Origin of the sequence: Methylibium petroleiphilum PM1 (assembly GCF_000015725.1) — a bacterium.
Taxonomy (GTDB): Bacteria; Pseudomonadota; Gammaproteobacteria; order Burkholderiales; family Burkholderiaceae_C; genus Methylibium; species Methylibium petroleiphilum.
Window position 1 is genome coordinate 3,895,907 of sequence record NC_008825.1, and the last position, 18,185, is coordinate 3,914,091.

Genomic DNA, 18,185 nt, shown 5'->3' on the forward strand with positions numbered 1-18,185 from the left:
CGCGACCTCAGGCGGCGAGCGCGGCCTCGATGTCGCGCGTCAGGCTCTCGGGCTTGTCGGTCGGCGCATAGCGCCCGAGGACGCGGCCGTCGCGCCCGACGAGGAACTTGGTGAAGTTCCACTTGATCGCCCGCGTCCCGAGCAGGCCCTTGACCTCGCCGGTGAGCCACCGGTAGAGCGGATGGGCACCGGCGCCGTTGACCTCGACCTTGGCCATCATCGGGAAGCTGACGCCGTAGTTCAGCTGGCAGAAGCTGGCAATCTCGTCGTTGCTGCCGGGATCCTGCCCGCCGAACTCGTTGCTCGGAAAGCCGAGGACCGCCAGCCCACGCTCGCCGTAGGCCTGCCACAGCGACTGGAGACCGGCGAACTGCGGCGTGAAGCCGCAGGCGCTGGCGGTGTTGACGATCAGCAGCACCTTGCCGCGGTAGTCGGCCAGCGAGACGGTCCGGCCGTCGATGGACCGGGCCTCGAAATCGTAGATCGTGGTGGTGATCATGCAGGACTCCCGGTAGGCCGCGCGGTGGTGATTGCGCCAATGCTAGGCCCGGCCGGTGCGCGCCGACATCCGGCACTTCGCTCGGCGTGGGATTGACGCGCCCGCCAGCGCAGCGGAGCATGCGATCCATGCGCGAACCGCTCCGCCTCCCATGCCCCAGCCCGTCGTGACCCCGAGGCACCGCGTGGCACTGGTGGGATTCAGTGCCTTCGAGCAGCAGGCGCTCGAGAGCTATTTCCGGCTGGCAGCGGGCCAGACGCCCGCCTTCGAGCCGGCCGCCTCGCTGGCCGACAGCGACTTCTGCGTGGTCGATGGCGATCGGCCGGCCGCCGTCGAGGAGGTGCGCGCCGCCGCCCGCATGGCCGCAGCCGTGTTCATCGGCCAGCAGGTGCCGGACGGCGCGGTGATGCACCTGCACCGCCCGATCGACGCACGACAGGTGGCGCGCGCGCTCGAGACCCTGATGCTGGCGCGCCAGGCGGTGGCCGACCCCTATGCGCCGAAGACCGCCGCCGCGCGTCCGGCCCGGCGGCCGCGCGCCGCGGACGAGACGCACTTCGACATCGATGTGCTGGTGGTCGACGACATCGACATCGCGCGCCGGCTCCTGCAGGTGCAGCTGCAGAAGCTGGGCTGCCGCGTCACGACGGCGGTGAGCGGCGCCGACGCGCTCGAGCGCCTCCAGACATCGCACTTTCGCATCGTCTTCAGCGACGTGGAGATGAAGGACATGGACGGCCTGGCGCTGTGCCAGCAGATCAAGCAGCGCCGCAAGGGCGCGCCGACGGTGGTGCTGGTCAGCGCCCAGTCGACGCCCAGCGACCGCGTGCGCGCGACGATCGCCGGCGCCGACGGCTTCCTCGGCAAGCCGATCGACGCGGCCGAGCTGGTGACGGTGCTGCGCACCTGCAGCAACCGGCGGCGGCGCGCCCGCTAGACCGTCGGGCTAGCGCCCGCGCAGCTGCCGCATCAGCGCCACGCCGGTGCCGCGGTTCACGAAGTGCGTGGTGGCCACGCGCTCCAGGTCCACCTCGCCGGCCCGGTACAGCCCGGCCCGGACCATCTTGTCGTGGAAGTCACGGATGCGCTCCGGCTTCATCGCGCCGATGCCCAGCGTCTGCGCATCGCCCGAGTCGACGATGCCCAGTTCCTTCATCAGCCCCACCGAGCGGGCAATGGTCTCGGCCCGCATGTCCGGGTTGTCGCGCAGGATCAGCGCGTCGCCCGGGCGGCGGTCGCCGTACAGGTAGGTGACCCAGCCGACGATCGACGCATCGACGAAGCGCCGCACCAGCTCGGGCTTGCGCGCCACCGTCTCGGCCGTGGTCTCGATCAGCGTCGAATAGGTCGAGAAGCCGTGGTCGGCCAGCAGGAAGGTGAGCGGCTTGAAGCCGCCCTGCTGCTCGATCGAGACCGGCTCCTCGACCGCATAGCCCTGCTGGATGCTCTTCGGGTTGGCGAGGAAGGGGCCGAGGTTGTAGGCATAGGGGCGCAGCTGCTCGTCGCGAAAGCCGTGTTCGCTCTTGAGCCAGGCCCACCAGGTGAATTGCGCGTCCTTCGCGATCCAGGCCACCGGCGCCTTCTTCAGGTCTTCGAAGCCGCGCACCCCTTGGCCGGGATGGGCGAACAACGCCTGCGGGTCCTTCTGGAACATCGCGGCCACCACGACGGTGGGCACGCCGTTCTTCACGTTGTCGAAGCTGTGCAGCAGGTTGCCGGTCATCAGGAAGTCGATCCGGCCGGCCGGCAGCAACGGCCGGTTGTTGACCTGCGGTCCGCCCGGGCGGATCTGCACGTCGAGACCATATTTCGCATAGGTGCCGTCGGCCAGCGCCTGGTAGAAGCCGCCGTGCGCGGCCTGCGCCTTCCAGTTGGTGGCGAACACCACCTTGTCGGCGGCCCGCACGGGCGTGGCCGCCGCGCACAGCGCCGCCAGCAACAGGGAGCGGCGTTTCATCGGGACGGACATGTGGCGGCGGCAAGGAGTCGCGGGGACCGCCATCGTGCCAGTACCGGGCACCTCGTGCCGGCGCGCGCAGCGTCCTGCCGCTGCGCGGTGAAGACGGGAGTGGGGAGGGATCAGCGGTTCAGGCGTCGCCGAGCCGGGCGACGCTGGCCGCCACGGCTTCGTGCAGCAGCGCGGCGTCGAGTCCGGCCAGCGGCCCGAGCGTCGCGCTGGCGCGGGCGAGCATGTCCTCGCCCTGGCCTTCGAGCGCCGCGTCGACGGCCGCCCCGAGAGCGAGCAGGCGCTGCACCGACAGCGGTTCGGTCAGCCACGGTGCCGCGAAATCGTCGCCCTCCGGCGCAACCAGGGTGCGCAACGCCATCGGGCGCAGCCGCACGCTGGCGGCCACGTCACCGGCCAGGCCCCAGGCCTGGCAGAGCGCGCCGCCCAGGGCAGCATGGTTCAGGCCATAGGTCACCGCCTCGGCCTCGAGCTGCACCAGCGGGTTCGGGGTGGTCGCCACCAGCGCCTCGTAGCCGGGTGCGTCATGGCCCACCAGGGCCGCCTGACCGCTTTCGGCGAACAGGCCCGCGGTGTGAGCGAGCCAGGGATCGATGTCGAGCGTGGGGGCCGCACGGCCCATCGCCAGCCCGCGGCGGCCGGCGCGCGCCCACAGCGCGGTCAGCAGCGGGCTGGGCGGGAAGGCGCCGCGCAGGCCGATCTCGAAGGTCAGCCCCGCGACTTCCCGGGTGCCGAGGTAGCGGACCGCCTCGGGCACCGACTCGACCCGCCGCAGCAGGCCGAACAGCGCCGAATTGACGGTGCGGACGACGGCCGAGGCGAGCGCCATGTCGGTCTCGATCAGTCCGCCGATGGACTGCAGGTTCGCATCCTCGTCGTGCATCAGCAGCGACAGCTGCACCAGGGTCTGCGGGCAGGCCGGCAGGTCGATGTCAAGGGCGCGCAGGGCGTTGTCGATGGCCATGGGCGCGATCCTAGGCGCAAGCACGAATCCAGTAAGCCTGCAGCAGCGCGCCTTTTGCAGTGCTTCTAGAGTGCTTGCAACTTGTTCCGTGAAGGATTTGCGCATGACCAGCCTGTTCGATCCGATCCGCCTCGGCGACATCGAACTCCGCAACCGCATCGCGATGGCGCCGCTGACGCGCAACCGCGCCGTCGCCGGGCGCGTGCCGTCGCCGCTGGCCGTCGAGTACTACCGCCAGCGCGCCGATGCCGGCCTGATCGTCACCGAGGCCACCCAGATCTCGCCGCTGGGCCAGGGGTATCTCGACACACCGGGGATCTACAGCCGCGAGCAGGTCGAGGGCTGGAAGGCTGTGACCCGTGCGGTGCACGAGCGCGGCGGCAAGATCGTGGTGCAGCTCTGGCACGTCGGACGGATCTCGCACGTCTCGCTGCTGCCCGAGGGCGAGGTGCCGGTCGCGCCATCGGCGATCACCGCGAAGAGCAAGACCTTCACCCGCAACGGTTTCGAGGACGTGTCGGCACCACGCGCGCTGGCGCTCGCCGAGTTGCCCGGCATCGTCGAGCAGTACCGCGTGGCGGCGCGCAATGCCATCGAGGCCGGCTTCGACGGCGTCGAGGTGCATGGCGCCAACGGCTACCTGCTCGAGCAGTTCCTGCGCGACAGCACCAACCACCGAACCGACGCCTACGGCGGCTCGATCGAGAACCGTGCGCGCCTGCTGCTCGAGGTGATGCGCGCCGTGACCGCCGAGATCGGCGCCGGCCGCACCGGGTTGCGCCTGTCGCCGGTGACGCCCGCCAACGACGCCGCACTCGACTCGGATCCGCAGGCCTTGTTCAACCACGTGGCCGAGCAGCTGGCGCCGCTGAAGCTGGCCTTCCTGCACGTGATCGAGGGCGCGACCGGCGGCCCGCGCGACGTTGCGCCGTTCGACTATGCGGCCTTGCGCGCCCGGGTGAAGGCGCCGTGGATCGTGAACAACGGCTACGACCGCGACATGGCGATCGAGGCGGTGGCGGATGGCCGGGCGGATGTCGTGGCCTTCGGCCGGCCCTTCATCAGCAACCCCGACCTCGTGCAGCGACTGCGCGTGGGCGCACCGTTCGCGGCGCTCGACCGCGACACGCTGTACGGCGGCGGCGCCAAGGGCTACACCGACTATCCGGCGCTCCAGGCCCCGTGAGGCGGCCCGCCGGGGCGGCGACGGGCCGCTGCTCCGGCGGCCGACGGCGATCGTCGCGCCGGGTCCCCTCGCGGAGGGGTCGACCGCGTTGGGGTATTCCACGTGTCGGGCGTGACTTACGATCCGTGCACCTTGTCCACGTCGCAGCTCGCCCGACGCCGCCATGCCTGAACTGGGTGCACTCATCCGACAGCTGCAATCGCAATTCGTGCGCAGTGCCGAGCCGCACCGCGTGTTCGATGCCTTGCTGCCCGAACTGCTGCGGCTCGGCGAGAGCGAGTACGGTTTCATCGCCGAGGTCTGGCGCCAGCCCGACGGCACGCCCTACCTGAAGATCTTCACGCTGAGCAACATCGCGTGGGACGCCGCCTCGCGCGAGCAGGTCGAGCGCCAGCGCGTCGACGGCATGGAGTTCCACAACCTGAAGACGCTGTTCGGCGCAGCCCTGGTGACCGGCGAGACCGTGATCGCCAACGACGCCCCGAACGATCCGCGCCGCGGCGGCGGCCTGCCGCAAGGCCACCAGGCGCTGAACACCTTCCTCGGCGTGCCGCTGCACTACGGCAGCGAGCTGGTCGGGATGATCGGCCTCGCGAACCGGCGGCCAGGCTACGACCACGCCCTGCTGGACGCGCTCGACCCGCTGTTCCAGAGCATGGCCGGCATCATCGCGTCGGTGCAGCTCGACCGCCAGCGGCGGGCCGCCGAGTCCGCATTGCGCGCCAGCGAAGAACGCTGGCGCCACAGCTTCGAGATGGCCGGCGCCGGCATCGCCCAGACCGGTGCCGACGGGCGGCTGCTCGAGGTCAATGCGCGCTTCTGCGAGATCGTGGGCCGCTCGCGCGACGAGCTGCTCGCGGGCAGTTTCCGCGAGCTGACGCATCCCGACGACCTTGCCGACGACGAGGATCTGCTGCGCCGCCTGGTGGCCGGGCAGGTGCTGCGAGAGAACCGCGAGAAGCGCTATCTGCGGCCCGACGGCACGACGCTGTGGGTGCAGCTCACCGTCACGGCGGTGTTCGACGCCCTGGGTCGCTTCCAGCACACCGTCACGGTGGCGCTCGACATCGACCAGCGCCGCCGTGCCGAAGCGGCGCTGCAAGAGCGCGAGGCACTGTTCACGAAGCTGGCCGATCGGGTGCCGGGCGTGCTGCTGCAGTTCAATGTCGACGCGCAAGGCGTCGCGCGCGTGCCCTACGCGAGCCGCGGCCTGCGCGAGCTGTTCGAACTCGACCCGGACGGCGCCGTGCGTGACGATGCGCGCCTGATGATTGAACGCGTGGCCAAGGGCCAACGCAAGCGGGTGTGGGAGACGCTGGAGCGCGCCGGCCAGCGGCTCGAACCCTGGGCGATCGAGTTCGAGGTCGATCTGCCGTCACGCGGACGGCGCGCGGTCGAGGCCCAGGGATCACCCGAGCGGCTGCCCGATGGCAGCACGACCTGGCACGGCTACATCCGCGACATCACCGACCGCAAGCAGGCCGACGCCGCGCTGATGAACGCCCAGGCGGCGGCGCGCGCGAACGAGGCCAAGACCGAGTTCCTGTCGCGCATGAGCCACGAGCTGCGCACGCCGCTCAATGCGGTGCTCGGCTTCACGCAGTTGCTGCTGGGCGATCCTTCGGCGCCGCTGCAGGACGGCCAGCGGGCGCGCCTCGGCCACATCGAGCGCGCCGGCCAGCATCTGCTGGCGATGATCGGCGACGTGCTCGACCTGTCGCGCATCGAGACCGGCAGCCTGCCACTGCAGCCTCAGCCGGTAGGATTGAGCGCGCTGGTCAGCGAGTCCTTCGCGCTGGTGCTGCCGACGGCGCACGCCAGCGGCGTGACGCTGATCCGGCGCGGCCCCGGCGACCTGCACGTGACCGCCGACCCGATGCGGCTGCGCCAGGTGCTGGTCAACCTGCTGAGCAACGCGGTCAAGTACAACCGGTCGGGCGGCCAGGTCGTGGTGGAGACCGAGGGCATCGACGAGCACACCGTGCGCATCGCCGTGACCGATACCGGCATGGGCATGACGCCGGCACAGCAACTGCACCTGTTCGAGCCCTTCAACCGGCTCGGCGCGGAGCGCAGCAGCATCGAAGGCACCGGGCTGGGTCTGGCGATCACGCTGCGGCTGGTGGAGTTGATGGACGGCCGCATCAGCGTGCACAGCCAGCCCGGCAGCGGTTCGACCTTCCATGTCGAGCTGCGCCGTGCGCCCGCTCCACCCGGCACCCCGGCGGCCACGGGCCAGACAGTGCCGGATCCGTCCATGCCTGCGGCCTCCGACAGCGCACCGCACAGCGTGCTGTACGCCGAGGACAACCGGCTCAACATCGAACTGGTGCAGCAGCTCCTGCTGTTGCGCAGCGGTTGCGAGTTGCGCGTCGCGTACACCGGCCGCGAGGCGATCGAGAGTGCGCGCCGCACGCCCCCCGACCTGCTGCTGATCGACATGCACCTGGGCGACATGACCGGACTCGAGGTCCTGGATGCCCTGCGCGACGACGCAGCGCTGGCCCAGGTGCCCCGCATCGCACTGTCGGCCGACGCGCAACCGCAGGTCGTGCGCGCCGCGCGTGAACGCGGCTTCGATGAGTACCTCACCAAACCGGTCGACGTGGCCGAACTGCTGCGCTGCCTCGATCGCCATCTGTCGATCCGGCGGGCTGCGCGCTGACCACGCCAGCCGGGGCAGCGATGTGCTGCAGCGTCTGCTTCGGGGGAATGAAAAAGAAAGGGGGCGGGACGTGGTGGTCAGGGGCTCGCTCTCATCCACCCCGACCCGCCCGCCCCCTCTTGGACGTCAACCGGTCCGCAACCTTTGACGTGCCGGCGCCGCGGGCACCACACCCCAGGGCAGCGTGAGCTGACCGGGCGCGTTGCGGGCAGGCAGCACCGGCCCCCGGCCGGATCGCTCGGCACTGATGCCCTTGTCACGTGATCCGCTGAAGGCAGCGGTCGCGGCAAGCTTGAAGCGCGGAGCGATCATGGTGGGGGCGTGATGATGTGTTGGCTGTGAATGATGTCGGCTCAGCGAGCGCTGCGCCACTCGCTGGGTGCGCAATCGCCGCCGGCCAGCACCGCATGCAGCGGCCGGGCGCCGCTGCCGGGACCGCCGGCGCGCAGCGCGCGTGTCAGACCTTGCAGCCAGGCCGGCGCATCGCCGTGGGCCTGACGCTCGCGCGCCGCCAGGCGCAGCAGCGAAGACACCGCGCCGAACGCAACGCCGCGCGCCGGGCTGGGGCGAAGCCTTGTTTTGATGCTCTGTGTCATGCCGGACTCCTCCTGCTGTATGGAGGGCGGCAACGCATCTAGCGTGCCAGCCGCGGTGAGGTACGACGGACGGCCGAGGCCGTGCAAACCGTCACGCGCCGTCGCCGGCCCGCCGAGCGCGACGCTTCAACACCGTTACACGGGCGACGCTTTTGGTCGATCGGTCGGCGCGTGTCGTCAACTGCCGGCGCCGGCGCGCCGCCCCGCTCAGGCCAGCGCCGCGCCCCGGTAGCCGCGCGGGATCGCGCCCAGCAGGCGCTGCGTGTAGGCCTCGCGCGGCGCGCTGAGCAGGGCCTCGACCGTGTTGCGTTCGACCACCTCGCCGTCCTTCATCACCAGCACCTCGTCGGCCATGAAGCGCACGACCGCCAGATCGTGGCTGATGAAGACATAGGCCAGGCCCAGCTCGTCCTGCAGGTCGCGCAGCAGGTTCAGCACCTGGGCCTGCACCGACACGTCGAGCGCCGAGACCGCCTCGTCGAGCACCAGCACCTCGGGGTCGACCGTCAGGCAGCGCGCGATCGCGATGCGCTGGCGCTGGCCGCCGGAGAACTCGTGCGGGTACTTGCCCCAGGCACCGGCGTCGAGGCCGACCTTGGCCAACAGCGCCCGCGCCCGGGCCTCGCGCGCCGCATCGTCGCGCTCGAGGCCGTGGATGGCCATCGGCTCGACCAGCGTCTGGCCGATCGTGAAGCGCGGGTTCAGCGAGGCATAGGGATTCTGGAACACCACCTGCAGGCGCCGGCGCATCGGCAGCCAGTCGGACTTGCCGAGCTGCAGCAACTCGTGCGTGCCGCCACCCTTCGCGCTGCGGAACACCGCCCGGCCGCCGGTCGGCCCGCCGCTCGCCTCGTGCAGGCGAAGCAGCGCCAGGCCCGCCGTGGTCTTGCCCGACCCCGATTCGCCGACGATGCCCAGCGTGTGGCCGCGCCGCAGCTCGAAGCTCACGTCCTTGACGGCGGGGAAGGCCTTGCGGCCGAACAGCCCCGAGCGCAGCCAGAAGCTCTTGCTCAGCGCCTCGACCTGCAGCACGACCGGTGCGTCCGGGTCCTTCGCCACCGCGGGGCGAGCGCCTCCGGCGGCCGGATCGGCCAGGTGGTCGTCGATCACCGCCAGGCGCACCGGCGGCGCTGCCAGGGTCGGCCGGCAGGCCAGCAGCGCCTGCGTGTAGGGGTCCTGCGGCGCGGTGAACAGGCGCTCGACCGACGCCTGCTCGCGCACCGTGCCCTGGCGCATCACGACCACGTGGTCGGCGATCTCGCCGACCACGCCGAGGTCGTGGCTGATGAACAGCATGCTCATGCGGTGCCGCTCCTTCAGCCCGGCCAGCAGCTCGAGGATCTGGCGCTGGATGGTGACGTCGAGCGCGGTCGTCGGCTCGTCGGCGATCAGCAGCCGGGGTTCGCAGGCGATCGCCATCGCGATCATCACGCGCTGCTGCTGGCCGCCCGACAGCTCGTGCGGATAGGCGTCGAGCCGGCGCTTCGGATCGGGCAGGCCGACCTCGTTCAGCAGCGCCTCGGCGCGCGTCCGCGCGGCACGCCGGCCGAGGCCGAGGTGCAGCACCAGCGGTTCGATCAGTTGCTGGCCGACGGTGAACACCGGGTTCAAGGAACTCATCGGGTCCTGGAACACGCAGGCGATCTCGCGACCGCGCAGCGCGCGCAGTTCGGCCGGTCCGGCGGTGAGCAGTTCACGATCACGGAATCGGATGGAGCCCTGGCGTTCGGCGTTCTCCGGCAGCAGGTTCAGCACCGCCATCGCGGTGACGCTCTTGCCCGAGCCCGATTCGCCGACCAGCGCGACGGTGCTGTTCTCGGCGATCTCGAAGCTCACGCCCTGCGCGCCGCGACCGACCGCCTCGATGCGGCTGGCCGCCGCGCCGCGGCCGAGACGGAAGCTCACGCGCAACTGGTCGATGCTCAGCAGCGCCGTCATTCCGCGCCCCTCAGCTTGGGGTCGAGCGCATCGCGCAGCGCGTCGGTGAGCAACGAGAAGGCCGTGACGAACACCGCCATGAAGCCGGTCGCCGCGGCCAGCTGCCACCAGTGGCCGAGCAGCAGTTCGCCCTGAGCCTCCGCCAGCATCGTGCCCCAGCTGACCTGGTCGACGCTGACGCCCAGGCCCAGGTAGCTGAGGATCACCTCGGCCTTGATGAAGCCCACCACGTGGATCGACAGCTGCACCAGCACCACGTGGCTCACGTTCGGCAGGATGTGGCGGAACATGCGCGAGGCGGTGGAGGCGCCGATCGCCTCGGCCGCGCGCACGTACTCGCGCACCGCGTGCTTCAGGAACTCGGCCCGCACCAGCCGGTAGATGCCGGTCCAGCCGGTCAGCCCGAGGATCAGCACCACCGACAGCACGCCGCGGCCGGTGACCGCCGCGAAGGCGAACACCAGCAGGATGCCGGGGATGGACGTGAAGACGTTGTAGACCCACTCCAGCAGGTCGCCGACCCGGCCGCCGAAGAAGCCACCGAGCGCACCGAGCACGGTGCCGATCAGCGTGGCCAGCAGCGCCGCGGAGACGCCCACCAGGATGGAGACCTCGGCGCCCTTGATGGCCTTGGCCAGCACATCGCGGCCCAGGCGGTCGGCGCCGAAGGGCAGCGTCTCGGCACGCGGCGTCGCGACGCTGCTGAACTGCTTGGCGCGCTCGGCCCATTCGGCGTAGCGCGGCGCCAGCGGATCGACGTCGGACAGGTCCAGCACCGGTCCGCTGGGCACCGCGATCACCGTCTCGGCCACCTTCGGCGCCGGCCCCAGGAAGCCGGGCGGCGCGTTGGGTACGCCGACCTCGGCCTGCCACGCCGTCGCGATCAGGCCCGCCCCGGCCAGCAGCACCATCAGCAGGAAGGCCGCGACCACCGCCAGCGAGACCATGCCGACGCGGTCGCCGCGCAGGCGCCGCCAGGCTGCGGCCCACACGCCCTCGGAGCGCGCCGGGCCGGTGGCCGCGGTCACCGCGTCGATCGGCAGCGCGCTCATTTCAGCACCACCCGCGGGTCGGCCAGCTTGTAGAGCACGTCGGTCGCCAGGTTGACCAGCATCGTGATGACCGCGATGTAGATCGTGACGGCCTGGATGACGGGATAGTCGCTGCGGTTCACCGCCAGCAGCACCTCGCGTCCGAGGCCCGGGATGGAGAAGAAGGTCTCGATCAGGAAGGAGCCGACGAAGATGCCCGGCAGCGCCACTGCCACGTTGGTCAGGATCGGGATCAACGCGTTGCGCAGCACATGCTTGAGCAGGATGCGTGTCTCGGTGAGGCCCTTGGCGCGTGCCGTACGCACATAGTCCTGCCCGATCTCGTCGAGGAAGAAGCTGCGGTAGAGCCGCGTCTGCGGCGAGATGCCGACCATCACCGCCAGCAGCACCGGCAGCGGGGCGTAGACCGCGAGGTTGGTCCACACGCTGTCGCTCCAGCCCTGCACCGGGAACCAGCCGAGCCGGAACGCGAACACGTACTGGCCGACGATCACGTAGACCAGGAAGCTGATCGACAGCGCGATGGTGGTGATGACCATGATCGCGCGGTCGGTCAGCGAGCCGCGCACGTAGGCGACGGCCAGCGCGAACGGAATCGCCAGCAGCACGTCGAGCAGCAGGATCGGCGTCATCACCGTCAGCGTGGCCGGCAGGCGGCTCGCGAACAGCGAGCTGACCGCCTCGTTGGTGGCCCAGCTCTTGCCCCAATCGAAGGTGACGATCTGCTGCACGAAGATCCACAGCTGCTGCCACACCGGCTTGTTCAGGCCGAGCTGCTCGCGGATCGCGTCGACCTGCTCGGCACTGGCGTTCAGGCCGCCGAGGATCTCGGCCGGGTCGCCCCCGAAGGTCTTGAACAGGAAGAACACCAGCAGCACGACCCCGACCAATGTCGGGATCATTTGCCACAGGCGTCGGATCAGGTAGGCCGCCATCGCCGAAGCACTCCAGGAAACGGATCGCAGCGGCCGCGCTGCGCGGGCCCGCCGACGGGTGTGTGCAGGCGCGAGTCTAGAGCCTGATCGCGTCGCTCCCCCGATGCCGGGACAAGCCCGAGTGCGCGATAGCATGCAGCCACGTCGACCGGAAGCCGCCCGCCCCGCCCATGAGCCTCTCCCGCCCCCTGCGCGCGCTGCTGCTCGCGGCGCTGGCCTGCTGCACGACAGCCGCCGCCCTCGCGGCCGAGACCAAGGTCCTGCGCTACGCCTTCCCGGTGGCCGAGACCGGCTTCGATCCGGTGCAGGTGAGCGACCTCTACTCGCGCATCATCACGGCCCACATCTTCGAGCCGCCGCTGGGCTACGACCACCTCGCACGGCCCTTCAAGCTGCGGCCCTCGACCGCCGCGGCGATGCCCGAGGTGTCGGACGATTTCCGCAGCTTCACCTTCCGCATCAGGCCGGGCATCTACTTCGCCGACGATCCGGCCTTCAAGGGCAAGCCGCGCGAGCTGACGGCACAGGACTACGTCTACGCGGTCAAGCGCGTCTTCGACCCCAAGCTCAAGAGTCCGGCCCAGCCCGGGCTCGAAGAAGAGAAGATCATCGGACTCGCCGAGTTGCGCGAGGCGGCACTGAAGGGCCAGCCGTTCGACTACGACCGCGAGGTCGAGGGCCTGAGGGCGCTGGACCGCTACACCTTCCGCGTGCAGCTGCGAGAGCCGCGGCCACGGCACCTCTACGGCTGGGCCTCCGACGTGGTGGGCGCGGTGGCGCGCGAGGTGGTCGAGGCCTACGGTGACAAGATCATGGAGCACCCGGTCGGCACCGGGCCGTTCCGGCTCACCGAATGGCGGCGCAGCTCGCGCATGGCGCTCGAGCGCAACCCGCGCTATCGCGAGGTGGTCTACGACGCCCAGCCGAACGCAGACGATGCCGAGGGCCAGGCGCTGCTGCAGCGCTTCAAGGGCCGGCGCCTGCCGATGGTCGACCGGGTCGAGATCGCCGTGATCGAGGAGTCGCAGCCGCGCTGGCTGGCCTTCCTGAACGGCGAGCAGGACGTGCTGGAGCGGCTGCCCAACGAGTTCGTCGACCAGGCCGTACCGGGCGGCACGCTGGCCCCCAACCTGGCCAAGCGCGGTCTGCAGATGTTCCGCGTGCCCGGTGCCGACGTGACGCTGACCGTCTTCAACATGGAGGACCCGCTGGTCGGCGGCTACACGCCGGAGAAGGTGGCGCTGCGCCGCGCGATGGCGCTCGGCACCGACATCGGCCGCGAGATCCAGCTGGTGCGGCGCGGCCAGGCGATCCCGGCGCAATCGATCATGCCGCCGCTGACCAGCGGCTACCGGAGCGACCTGCGCACCGAGATGAGCGCCTTCGACCTGCCGCGCGCGAAGGCGCTGCTCGATCTCTACGGCTACATCGACCGCAACGGCGACGGCTGGCGCGAGCAGCCCGACGGCCAGCCGCTGGTGCTTGAGATGAAGACGCAGTCGGACCAGGCCTCGCGTCAGCTCGACGAGCTGTGGAAGAAGAACATGGACGCGCTGGGGCTGCGCGCCGTGCTCAAGACAGCGCAGTGGCCCGAGAACCTGAAGTCGGCGCGGTCGGGGCGCTTCATGCTGTGGCGCGTGGGCTCCAGCGCGGGCTCACCTGATGGCCAGGGCTCGCTGGAGCGCGCCTACGGAGCGTCGGTCGGCAAGGGCAATCTCGCGCGCTTCGCGCTGCCGGCCTTCGACCGCGTCTACGAGCAGCTCAATGCGCTGCCCGACGGGCCCGAGCGCCAGGCCCTGTTCGACCAGGCGACCAAGCTGCTGGTGGCGTATGCGCCCTATCGCGTGCATGTGCACCGCATCCTCACCGACCTCGCCTATCCGTGGGTGGTCGGCTACCGGCGTGCGCCGTTCTGGCTCGACTGGTGGCAATACGTGGACATCGATCCGGCACGGCGCCCCGCCGCGCCTTGACGGCGGGCTGCGTGACTTGTTCACGCGCACCCGACTCAAGTCCTCGAAAGCGTCTTTCGAGCCCCCTGAACCACGGGGGGCCTCACCCGCGAAGGGGGGGCTGCCGCCACCGCCCCGGCCGGACAAACTCTTGCTCAACGACTCCACGGCAAGAGATGCACTCCATGAACAAGGCCCTTCAGACCCTGATCGTCACGGCAAGCCTGCTGGTGGCTGGCACGGCCAGCGCCGCCACCGAGGCCATCAACGCCGGCGTCGCCACGCAGACGACCCACGCCGATGCGACGCAGGCGCTGTCCGCTCGCTCCACGGTGCAGGAGTCGGCCGACGTGACCGCGCTGCCGGAGCCGAGCACCTACATGCAGCTGCTCGCCGCCTTCCTGGTGATGGGTTTCGTGGTCAGCCGCCGCACCCGCCGCAACTGAACGCCGCTCGTATCGCAGCAGGGCCCGCTTCGGCGGGCCTTGTCATTTGCACATCCCCGAGCGATGCAACGCTCAGAGCGGCAGTTCGCTGAAATAGCGCCCGCCATGGAAGATCAAGGGTGTCGCGCCGACGGTCACGCTGCAGCGCTCGACCTCGCCGACGAAGATGACGTGGTCGCCTTCCTCATACTGGCTGCGGTTGAAGCACTCGAACACCGCGGCTGCGCCGTCGATCAGCGGCGCACCGCTACCGCCTTCGCGCCAGGCCACCCCGGCAAAGCGGTCGGCGGTCTTGCTCGCGAAGCGCTCGGCCAGTTCACGCTGGTCGGCCGCCAGGATGTTGATCGCGTAGTGCGAGCCGCGTGCGAAGGCCGGCATGGTGCCGGCGCTTCGCCCCAGGCTCCACAGCACCAGCGGCGGCGCCAGCGACACCGAATTGAAGGAGTTGGCCGTCAGGCCCACGCGCTGCCCCTCGGCGGTGCGTGCCGTCACGATGGTCACGCCGGTCGCGAACATGCCCAGCGCGGCGCGGAAATGCGCCGCCGTGAAGCTCGGCGCCTGGGCGCGCGGCGTGCTCATGGCGCCGGGACGTCGCGGCGGCGGAACATGTTCCAGCCCTCCATCACCAGCACCACCTCGTCACGCTGGTTCAGCGCTTCCCAGCGAGTGCGCACCAGGCCGATGTGCGGCTTGCTCGTCATGGGGCGGGCGTCGGTCACCGTCATCCGCACGTGCAGCGTGTCGCCCACCAGCACCGGCTTCTGCCACTTCAGCTGCTCGAGTCCGGGCGAGCCGAGACTGGACGAATCGAGCAGGTATTCATCGCACATCATGCGCATCACCAGCGCGCAGGTGTGCCAGCCACTGGCCGCCAGGCCGCCGAACAGCGACTGCCGGCCGGCTTCCTCGTCGAGATGAAAGGGTTGCGGATCGAACTCGCTGGCGAAGCGCACGATCTCGTCGCGGCCGAGCGTGTGGGCGCCGAACTCGCGCACGCTGCCGACGCCGAAGTCTTCCCAGAAATAGCGCGGTTGAGAGGTCATGGTCCAGTTCGCACGGGGATCCGGTCAGGGTCGAGGAGGGGGTGTACCCCGAGAGTGTCTCAGAGCCTCACGGCGACCGCGCCGGCGCGCGCGGCGCAAGGCGACTCGCGAGTAGCGCCGCGACCCGCCAGTACAGCGCGGCAGGCGCACTCCTACAATTCCGGGATGGCGAAAACCTCCTTCCGTGAACAGATGCTGCGCGCGCGCGAGGACGCGATCGTGTCCTCGGTCAACCGCCTGCTGGCGGAAAAGGGCTTCGAGGCGATGACGGTGGACGAGGTGGCGGCCGACGTGGGGATCGCCAAGGCCAGCCTCTACAAGCACTTCACGTCCAAGGAAGAGCTGGCGGCGGCCGCGATGGTTCGCGTCTTGGAGCGGGCGCTCGCTTTCACGGAGATCCTGGCAACCGATGATCAACTGCGGCCGATCGCACGGCTCGAAGCCGTTGCGCGCTGGACCCTCGAGGTCCAGCTGGCGGGCGAGATGCCGTCGCTCCCGGCGCAGAACTCGACCTTGCGCAATGCGCTGATGGCGAACCGCGGCTACCTCGATCGGCTGTTCGAGGTCAGTGACCGGCTGGGCGCCTGGATCACCGCTGCGCAGGCCGATGGCGAGATCGACCGCCAACTACCGGCCGAGGTGGTGCTCTACACGCTGTTCGCGCGCGCCTGCGATCCGGTCCTCGGCCTGCTGAAGGCCGGCGGCCAGCACAGCGACGCGCAGATCATCGAGTGGCTGCTGCGCACCTGCTTCCGCGGCCTGGTCGGCGCGCGGGCCTGAACGGCCGCATTCAGCGGATCAGCAGCGCCGGGGTCCGGCAGGATGCCAGCACCTTGGTGGTGATCGAGCCCATCACCATGCCGGTCAGCGCGCCGTGGCCGTGGGAGCCGAGCATCAGCAGGTCGAACTTGCCGGCTTCGGCGGTCTTGCCGATGACCTCGGCCGCGTGGCCGGTCTTGCGCACGAACGTGGCGTTCACGCCCTGCTTGGCGAAGAACGCGCGGATCGGCTTGAACACCTTCTCCGCCTCGTCCTCGTAGTAGGACTGGATCGTGTCCCGGTCGAGCGCCGCTGCCGCGCGTGGCGGTACCGGCGCGCTGACGGTGAGCACGGTGATGTCGTGCCCGGCGACCAGCCATTCGGCATGCGCCGTCAGGTAGCCGAGCATGCGCTTCGTGTAGCTGCTGCCATCGACGGCGGCCAGGATCTTCATCGTTCGCTCCTCGTGCAGGATGGAGCTGTCAGTGTGCCGCAAGCCACGGCGCTCAGACGTTGATGCACAGCAAACCGTCGTGACCCGCAGCCTCGCCCTTGCGGGCATGGCCGCGCGCATTGCTGACCACACGGGTGCGGGCCCGCGGCATGCCGGGCGGGTGTTCCACGCTGTAGTCGTGGCGGCAGTGCAGGTGACCGTGCAGCCACAGGTCGGCGAACGGCAGCAGTTCGTCGTCGGCGTTGCAGAAGCTCGCCGACCCGGGCTGCTCGCCATAGCGCGGGTCAACGCTGCGCAGACTCGGCCCGTAATGGGTGATCACGACGGTGGCGTCGGCATCGGTCGGCTCCGCCAGCGCCTGCGCCAGCCAGGCGCGACAGGCCAGTGCCTCGTCGCGCACCGCGGCCGCGTCGAACAGCCGGCCGTCGCAGCGGGCCCGCATGACATGCATGAAGTAGCCGGCTGCCCGCATCGCCCGCTCGCGACCCGCGGCACCGAACAGGTCGAAGTCGCACCAGCGGGTCGTCGCCACGAATCGGATGCGACGACCTGCCTTGTCGGTGCGGAGGTGCTGCTCGCGCTCCAGCAGCGTGATGCCGAGCGAAGCGCAGCGCTCGCGCAGCGCCGGCCAGGCACTGCGCAGCTCGCGCCGGTCGAACTCGTGGTTCCCGGCGACAAACAGCACCGGTACCGGCCAGCGCGCGAAGCGCTCCAGCCCGTCCCAGCGGCTGTCGATATCGCCCGCCAGCACCAGCAGTTCGGCATCCCCGGACGGTTCGGGCGTGTAGGCCTCGGTCTCGAGATGCAGATCCGACAGCAGTTGCAGTCGCACGGGCCGGGCCCTTCAACGCGCCCGGCCGCGGCCAGGATGCCGCCGCCGGCTCAGGCGTCGCGGCCGTGGCACTGCTTGAACTTCCTGCCGCTGCCGCAGGGGCAAGGGTCGTTGCGGCCGACCTTGGGGCCGGCTCGCCGCACGGTCTCGACCTTGAGTCGCTCGCCACGGGCCAGATCGGCCAGCGCCACCACGTTGGACACCAGATCCTCGATCGCCTCGTCCATGCCGCGCAGCGGGTGCTCGTCGTCGAGCGCCTTCTTGAATGCCGCGTCGTCGCCGGTCTGCTCGGGCAAGTGGCGGCGCACGCAGGCGAGCAGGTCCGGCAGGTCGGCGTGCTTGAGCGATTCGAGCGCGTCGAACTGGTTCAGCGCGTGCTCGAAGCCGATCGCCCACGGCGCAAAGGCGGGCCCGATGGCCGCGGCGCCCTCGAGCGGGTGGCCCTGCTCATCGTCGGGCTGCATCACCAGCGGGTCGAACCACGCGTCTTCGCGCAACTGTCGCTCCAGCACCGCGTAATGGCGCATCACCAGCGCGAGCAGGCGTTCGTGCTTCGCGGCATGCCAGCCGGCGGTGTCCGGCGTGAGCTCGACGCCGGCGTCGGGCTGGTCGGGATCACCGAAGTTCCAGTCGAACACCGGCGGCAGCCAGCGCGCCGGGTCGATCAGTTCGGGCTGGGCGATCACGCCGCACAGGTAGCCGTCGAGCATCACGGCGTCCAGCGGTTCGAGCGGTTCGGGGATCGCGGCCAGCAGATCGTCGAGCTCGGTGATCTCCGGGTCGGTCAGGGGCGCGGAATGGGCGGAGGCAGACATGGCGTCCATTGTCCTATGCCGGCCGGATGCCACGCTTTTTCGCGGTGCGTCGGCGGAGACGACCTTGTCGAGCACACGGACTA

At 70.3% G+C, this 18,185-nt stretch carries 18 protein-coding genes; 6 read left to right on the forward strand and 12 right to left on the reverse strand.

Annotated features, from left to right (window positions below):
- Positions 1 to 7 precede the first annotated feature (7 nt).
- Positions 8 to 499, reverse strand: coding sequence for a glutathione peroxidase (locus MPE_RS18620; RefSeq protein WP_011831258.1), 492 nt, complete (start codon positions 497 to 499; stop codon positions 8 to 10).
- A 151-nt stretch (positions 500 to 650) separates the two neighbouring features.
- Between MPE_RS18620 and MPE_RS18625 the strand changes: the two genes are divergently transcribed.
- The gene (locus MPE_RS18625; RefSeq protein ID WP_011831259.1) at positions 651 to 1,436 is read left to right on the forward strand and encodes a response regulator; all 786 of its coding nucleotides are present in this window, start codon (positions 651 to 653) and stop codon (positions 1,434 to 1,436) included.
- A gap of 9 nt (positions 1,437 to 1,445) precedes the next feature.
- On the opposite strand, the gene MPE_RS18630 is transcribed toward MPE_RS18625, so the two are convergent.
- Together MPE_RS18630 and MPE_RS18635 are read right to left on the reverse strand one after the other, a co-directional pair.
- Positions 1,446 to 2,456, reverse strand: a complete 1,011-nt coding sequence (locus MPE_RS18630) for an ABC transporter substrate-binding protein (RefSeq protein WP_237706347.1) — start codon at positions 2,454 to 2,456, stop codon at positions 1,446 to 1,448.
- Between the two features lie 130 nt (positions 2,457 to 2,586).
- Positions 2,587 to 3,429: an HDOD domain-containing protein gene (locus MPE_RS18635; protein ID WP_011831261.1), complete on the reverse strand. Its 843-nt coding sequence runs from the start codon at positions 3,427 to 3,429 to the stop codon at positions 2,587 to 2,589.
- Between the two features lie 103 nt (positions 3,430 to 3,532).
- Between MPE_RS18635 and MPE_RS18640 the strand changes: the two genes are divergently transcribed.
- Together MPE_RS18640 and MPE_RS22905 are read left to right on the forward strand one after the other, a co-directional pair.
- Positions 3,533 to 4,615, forward strand: coding sequence for an alkene reductase (locus tag MPE_RS18640; RefSeq protein ID WP_011831262.1), 1,083 nt, complete (start codon positions 3,533 to 3,535; stop codon positions 4,613 to 4,615).
- 163 nt (positions 4,616 to 4,778) lie between these two features.
- Positions 4,779 to 7,280: an ATP-binding protein gene (locus MPE_RS22905; RefSeq protein ID WP_011831263.1), complete on the forward strand. Its 2,502-nt coding sequence runs from the start codon at positions 4,779 to 4,781 to the stop codon at positions 7,278 to 7,280.
- Between the two features lie 353 nt (positions 7,281 to 7,633).
- Here MPE_RS22905 and MPE_RS18650 read toward each other — a convergent pair whose 3' ends face one another.
- From MPE_RS18650 to MPE_RS18665, 4 genes are all read right to left on the reverse strand, one after another.
- The gene (locus MPE_RS18650) at positions 7,634 to 7,876 is read right to left on the reverse strand and encodes a hypothetical protein (protein ID WP_036230959.1); all 243 of its coding nucleotides are present in this window, start codon (positions 7,874 to 7,876) and stop codon (positions 7,634 to 7,636) included.
- Positions 7,877 to 8,083: 207 nt separating this feature from the next.
- Entirely contained in the window at positions 8,084 to 9,814 is a 1,731-nt protein-coding gene (locus MPE_RS18655; protein WP_011831265.1) for an ABC transporter ATP-binding protein, read from the reverse strand.
- Positions 9,811 to 10,866, reverse strand: a complete 1,056-nt coding sequence (locus tag MPE_RS18660; RefSeq protein WP_011831266.1) for an ABC transporter permease — start codon at positions 10,864 to 10,866, stop codon at positions 9,811 to 9,813. The genes MPE_RS18655 and MPE_RS18660 overlap by 4 nt, the downstream gene beginning before the upstream one ends.
- Complete coding sequence (locus MPE_RS18665) at positions 10,863 to 11,801, reverse strand: ABC transporter permease (protein ID WP_011831267.1); 939 nt, start codon at positions 11,799 to 11,801, stop codon at positions 10,863 to 10,865. Before MPE_RS18665 ends, MPE_RS18660 begins: the two co-directional genes overlap by 4 nt.
- A gap of 170 nt (positions 11,802 to 11,971) precedes the next feature.
- On the opposite strand from MPE_RS18665, the gene MPE_RS18670 reads away from it, so the two are divergent.
- Both MPE_RS18670 and MPE_RS18675 read left to right on the forward strand, forming a co-directional pair.
- Complete coding sequence (locus tag MPE_RS18670; RefSeq protein WP_011831268.1) at positions 11,972 to 13,774, forward strand: ABC transporter substrate-binding protein; 1,803 nt, start codon at positions 11,972 to 11,974, stop codon at positions 13,772 to 13,774.
- Positions 13,775 to 13,938: 164 nt separating this feature from the next.
- On the forward strand, positions 13,939 to 14,199 hold the full coding sequence (locus MPE_RS18675) for a PEP-CTERM domain protein (RefSeq protein WP_036230957.1): 261 nt from the start codon (positions 13,939 to 13,941) through the stop codon (positions 14,197 to 14,199).
- Between the two features lie 72 nt (positions 14,200 to 14,271).
- Here the strand turns inward: MPE_RS18675 and MPE_RS18680 are convergent, their stop codons facing one another.
- Positions 14,272 to 14,778 (reverse strand): flavin reductase family protein, encoded by a 507-nt coding sequence (locus MPE_RS18680; RefSeq protein ID WP_011831270.1) that lies wholly within the window; start codon positions 14,776 to 14,778, stop codon positions 14,272 to 14,274.
- Entirely contained in the window at positions 14,775 to 15,242 is a 468-nt protein-coding gene (locus MPE_RS18685; RefSeq protein ID WP_011831271.1) for a MaoC family dehydratase, read from the reverse strand. The genes MPE_RS18680 and MPE_RS18685 overlap by 4 nt, the downstream gene beginning before the upstream one ends.
- Positions 15,243 to 15,407: 165 nt before the next feature.
- Here MPE_RS18685 and MPE_RS18690 point away from each other — a divergent pair, with 165 nt between their 5' ends.
- Positions 15,408 to 16,022, forward strand: coding sequence for a TetR/AcrR family transcriptional regulator (locus tag MPE_RS18690; RefSeq protein WP_011831272.1), 615 nt, complete (start codon positions 15,408 to 15,410; stop codon positions 16,020 to 16,022).
- A 10-nt stretch (positions 16,023 to 16,032) separates the two neighbouring features.
- On the opposite strand, the gene MPE_RS18695 is transcribed toward MPE_RS18690, so the two are convergent.
- Genes MPE_RS18695 through MPE_RS18705 form a run of 3 tightly spaced genes read right to left on the reverse strand, consistent with a single transcriptional unit; the run spans position 16,033 to position 18,102 of the window.
- A complete protein-coding gene (locus tag MPE_RS18695) occupies positions 16,033 to 16,455 on the reverse strand; it encodes a universal stress protein (RefSeq protein WP_011831273.1) in 423 nt (140 codons plus the stop codon).
- A 52-nt stretch (positions 16,456 to 16,507) separates the two neighbouring features.
- The gene (locus MPE_RS18700; RefSeq protein WP_011831274.1) at positions 16,508 to 17,287 is read right to left on the reverse strand and encodes a metallophosphoesterase; all 780 of its coding nucleotides are present in this window, start codon (positions 17,285 to 17,287) and stop codon (positions 16,508 to 16,510) included.
- Positions 17,288 to 17,337: 50 nt separating this feature from the next.
- A complete protein-coding gene (locus tag MPE_RS18705) occupies positions 17,338 to 18,102 on the reverse strand; it encodes a YecA/YgfB family protein (protein WP_011831275.1) in 765 nt (254 codons plus the stop codon).
- Positions 18,103 to 18,185 lie beyond the last annotated feature (83 nt).